Below are 3,952 nucleotides of genomic sequence, written 5' to 3'. Positions count from 1 at the left end.
AACCGGGCCGGCAGCGACACCACGGCGCGCGCACAGCAGGCCGCGGCGCGAGTGACGCCGGGGCTGCAGCGCGACCTCGCGGCGCTGGGCCTGCAGCTCGGCGCGCCGGCCTTCGTGCGCATCTTCAAGCGCGAGTCCGAGCTCGAACTCTGGCTCGGCGGCAAGGCCGGCGACTACCGCCTGTTCCGCACCTATCCGATCTGCCGCTATTCCGGTGCGCTGGGCCCGAAGCGGCGCGAAGGCGACAACCAGGCGCCCGAGGGTTTCTACCGCGTCGCGCGCGGCCAGCTCAATCCGGCCAGCCGCTTCCATCTCGCATTCAACCTCGGCTATCCGAACGCCTACGAACGCGCGAACGGCTATACCGGCGACTTCCTCATGGTCCACGGCAGCTGCGTGTCGATCGGCTGCTATGCGATGGGCGACGCGGCGATCGAGGAGATCTACACCGTCGTCGATGCGGCGCTGCGTGCGGGCCAGCCCGCGTTCGAGGTGCATGCGTTTCCGTTCCGCCTCGATGCGGCCGCGCTGGCCGCCGAGCACGCTTCGCCGTGGTTCGATTTCTGGTCCGGGCTCAAGCCCGGTTACGATGCGTTCGAACGCACGCGCCGGCCGCCGCGCATCGCCGTGCAGGACCGGCGCTACCGTATCGACGGTTAGCCGACGGTCGGACACGGGACGGCGACTGCCGTCCAGGACTGCGGCGACGCAGCCGTCGTTCGCAGGATTCGGGCGGGCGATGCTTTCCGGATGAACGATGCGGACCGCGGCGGGCCAGACAGGGGTAGGACGATGTTGGAGTCGGAGCAACTGGATTCGATCTGCGCCGCCTGGCCGGGCGTGAGCTCGGCGCTGAAGTGGGAGGTCGATCTCGTCTACAGCGTGGCCGGCAAGATGTTCGCCGTGTACTGCACCTTGGGCCTGGAGCGCGGCCGCGTCTCGTTCAAGGTCGACGCGGACCGCTTCTTCGAACTGACCGAGCAGCCGGGCTTCATGCCGGCGCCGTACCAGGCGCACGCGTTCTGGGTCACCCTGACCGAGCCCGAGCGGCTCGCACCCGGCGAACTCGAAGCGTTCCTGCGGCGCTCCTACGAACTCGTCGTCGAGAAGCTGCCGCCGAAGGCGCGCCGCGAACTCGGCGATCCGGCCTGAGCCTGTCCCGCACCGTGGCGGCTGCGCCGGCCGCCCGGACGGATCGCGGCCGCCGCATTTCCTTCACCGCGCCGCCGTTGCGCCGCCGGCCGTTTCCCGCCGACCATTCCGCCTCCCCGAGCGACCTGCGCCCATGGCCAAGACCTACGACCGCGCCTATTTCGACAAGTGGTACCGCGACGAGCAGCACCGCGTCGTCTCGCGCGAGGTGGTCGCGCGCAAGGTCGCGATGGCCGTGGCCATGGCCGAGTACTACCTCGGCCGGACGATCCGCAACGTGCTCGACGTCGGCTGCGGCGAAGGCGCCTGGCACGCGCCGCTGCACGCGCTGCGGCCCAACGCGCATTACCTCGGCCTGGATTCCAGCGACTACGCGATCGCGCGCTGGGGCCGCACGCGCAACCTGCGCCTGGCCACGTTCGCCCAGCTCGAACACCTGCGGTTCGACGAGCGCTTCGACCTGATCGTCTGCGCCGACGTGATGCACTACCTGCGCGCGAGCGAGCTGCGCAAGGGCCTGAGCGGCATCGTCGACCAGCTCGAAGGGCTGGCCTACATCGAGGTCTATACCGCCCGCGACAAGCTCGTCGGCGATCTCGAGGGCTTCCACAAGCGTTCGCCGCGCTGGTACCGGCAGACCTTCGCCGAGGCCGGGCTGATGTCGGTCGGCTCGCTGGGCTGGGTCGGTCCGCGCCAGGCGCCCTGGGTCACGGCGATGGAAGCGGCCGGCGACTGAGATCCGGAGGAGTGGCAGGTGAATGCCACGCCGCCCGTGTCGGCGGCGTGGCATTCGGGCGTGCCGCACACCGGGGGGTAGGGGACTCGGCGGCACGCCGCAAACGGACGGACGGCGGCGCGGGAGCGTCGCAGCGGCGTCGGCGAGGATTGGCGCGCGACGCCGCACAGTCCGGCAAAGTAGAAAAAGCGATAAGTCCGGCGCCGGCGCGAAAGGCGCGCCGGCGCCGCGCCGTCATTCCAGCGAGTCGGCGAACAGCCGGTCGGCCGCGTAGACGTAGACGCCGGCCAGGCCGGTCATCGCGTAGACGCGCGCGTCGGCGCCGACCTGCACGCGCGAGGCCGGCATCGGCAGGTCCCAGTGCTGCAGGCGCTGCGGCTGCGCCGGCGCGGCGAAGCTGACTTCATCCAGGCCCGTCTCGCCGCCGATGTACGCGCGGTCGCCCTGCAGCGCGACCGTGGCGCCGCCGTCGGCATAGACGCCGAGCTGCTGCGGCTGGGCCGGATTGCTGACGTCGACGAGATGGGCGCTGTCGCCGCAGGCCAGCAGCGCGCGGCGGCCCTGCGCGTCCAGCGCGACGTCGAGCGCCGAATCGCAGCCCGCATAGCGCGCGACCTCGACCGGCGCGGCCGCATTGGCCACGTCGATGATGCGCAGGCCGCCGATGTCGAAGGCCTGCTCGTCGGCGACGAAGACGTAGTGGTCGTGCAGCGCCATGCGCCGGATCTTGCTCGTGGTCACCGCGCCGAGCGGCTGCGGCTGGGCCGGATTGGCGACGTCGAGCACGACGAGTTCGCCGCCGTTGGTCGAGCGGCCGACGTAGGCGCGGTCGCCGCGCGCGACGATCGCCGTCGCGAACGGATACGGCCAGAAGCCGGTTTCGTGCGGCTGGGCCGGATTGCCCACGTCGGCGATGACCAGGCCGCTGCCCCAGCTCGTCAGGTACGCGCGCGAGCCGTCGACGGCGAGCTGCTCGAATGCGCGGCCCTGCAGCGACGGTTCCAGGCTCGTGACGAAGCGCGAGACCGGCGCGAGGTCGGCGCTCCGCGCGACGTTCAGGCCGTAGGCGTTGCCGAGCAGCAGCGCCGTGTCGCCGCGCACGGCGATGTCGTAGGCAGCCGTGCCGGCCGGCAGCTGCGCCTCGCCGCGCAGGGCCGGGATCGCCGGCAGGCTCGCATCGAGCCGCACGAGGCGGTCGGCGCGCGTGGCCAGCAGCGCGTCCGTGCCGAGCACGGCGCTCGCGTCGGTCGCGAAGGTGTCGATGGCCGAATGGCCGGCCGCGGCGGGCAGGTCCGGATCGGCGATGTTCCAGATGTCGATGCCGTCGAGGCCCAGGCCCCAGGCGTGGCTGCCTAGCAACAGCCCGTCGTAGGCGACCGGCGCGTCGGCGCGGCCGCGCGGCGTGATCTGCGCCGGATCGCTGACGTCGCTGACCGCGAGCGCGAGGCCGAAGCCGTACGCGTACGGCGGCTGCACTTTCAGGCGGAAATAGTCGTAGCCGTCGAGCGTGGTCTCGCCGAGCAGCTGCGGCGTCATCGGCGTGGCCAGGTCGAAGATCTTCAGTGCCGTGCCGGACAGGAAGGTGCGGCCGGTCGCGTAGAGCCGATCGCCGTGGACGAAGGCGTAGTCGTAGTTGCCCCAGCCCGTGAACACGCGGCTGAAGCTCGGCACGGCCGGGCTCGTCAGCGGGCTCGCGAACACGCCCTGCTCGTTGTCGAGCACGTAGAGATGGCCGTTGGCCACGGCGACGCTCTGCGCCGACAGGAAAGTTTCGTTGCTGTAGGCGTACTGGCCGAGCAACTGCGGGTGGTCGCGGTCGGCGATGGAATAGACCGCGACGCCGGCGACGCTGCTGACGTAGCCGCGGTAGCTCGCGTAGACATAGTCGCCGCTGCGCGCGAGGCCGTTGAGCTGGCCGTGCGCCGGCGCCGCGCGCGTGTCGCCGGCGAAGCTCAGCGAGCCGTCGGCGCTGCGGGTCCAGGCCGTCAGGGTGCTGCCGGTGGCGAGGTAGACATGGTCCTCCGCCGCGACCGGCGCGCTGACATTGCCGCCGCGCGCGGCGAC

The 3,952-nt window shown here is 71.6% G+C and carries 4 protein-coding genes; 3 read left to right on the top strand and 1 reads right to left on the bottom strand.

Annotated features, from left to right (window positions below; genetic code table 11):
* The 3 genes from NON22_RS21325 to NON22_RS21315 all read left to right on the top strand — a co-directional run.
* A partial coding sequence (locus NON22_RS21325; RefSeq protein ID WP_257389004.1) for a L,D-transpeptidase family protein occupies positions 1 to 660 on the top strand: 660 nt, incomplete at its 5' end.
* A 132-nt stretch (positions 661 to 792) separates the two neighbouring features.
* Entirely contained in the window at positions 793 to 1,152 is a 360-nt protein-coding gene (locus tag NON22_RS21320) for an MmcQ/YjbR family DNA-binding protein (RefSeq protein ID WP_257389003.1), read from the top strand.
* 133 nt (positions 1,153 to 1,285) lie between these two features.
* Positions 1,286 to 1,888: a class I SAM-dependent DNA methyltransferase gene (locus NON22_RS21315; RefSeq protein WP_257389002.1), complete on the top strand. Its 603-nt coding sequence runs from the start codon at positions 1,286 to 1,288 to the stop codon at positions 1,886 to 1,888.
* Positions 1,889 to 2,122: 234 nt separating this feature from the next.
* Here NON22_RS21315 and NON22_RS21310 read toward each other — a convergent pair.
* On the bottom strand, positions 2,123 to 3,952 hold a 1,830-nt coding region (locus tag NON22_RS21310; protein ID WP_257389001.1), incomplete at its 5' end, for an LVIVD repeat-containing protein.

The sequence above is a fragment of the Tahibacter caeni genome, from assembly GCF_024609805.1.
GTDB classification, from domain to species: Bacteria; Pseudomonadota; Gammaproteobacteria; order Xanthomonadales; family Rhodanobacteraceae; genus Tahibacter; species Tahibacter caeni.
Note: the sequence above shows the minus strand (reverse complement) of the source record. Positions and strands in the feature narration are given on the sequence as shown.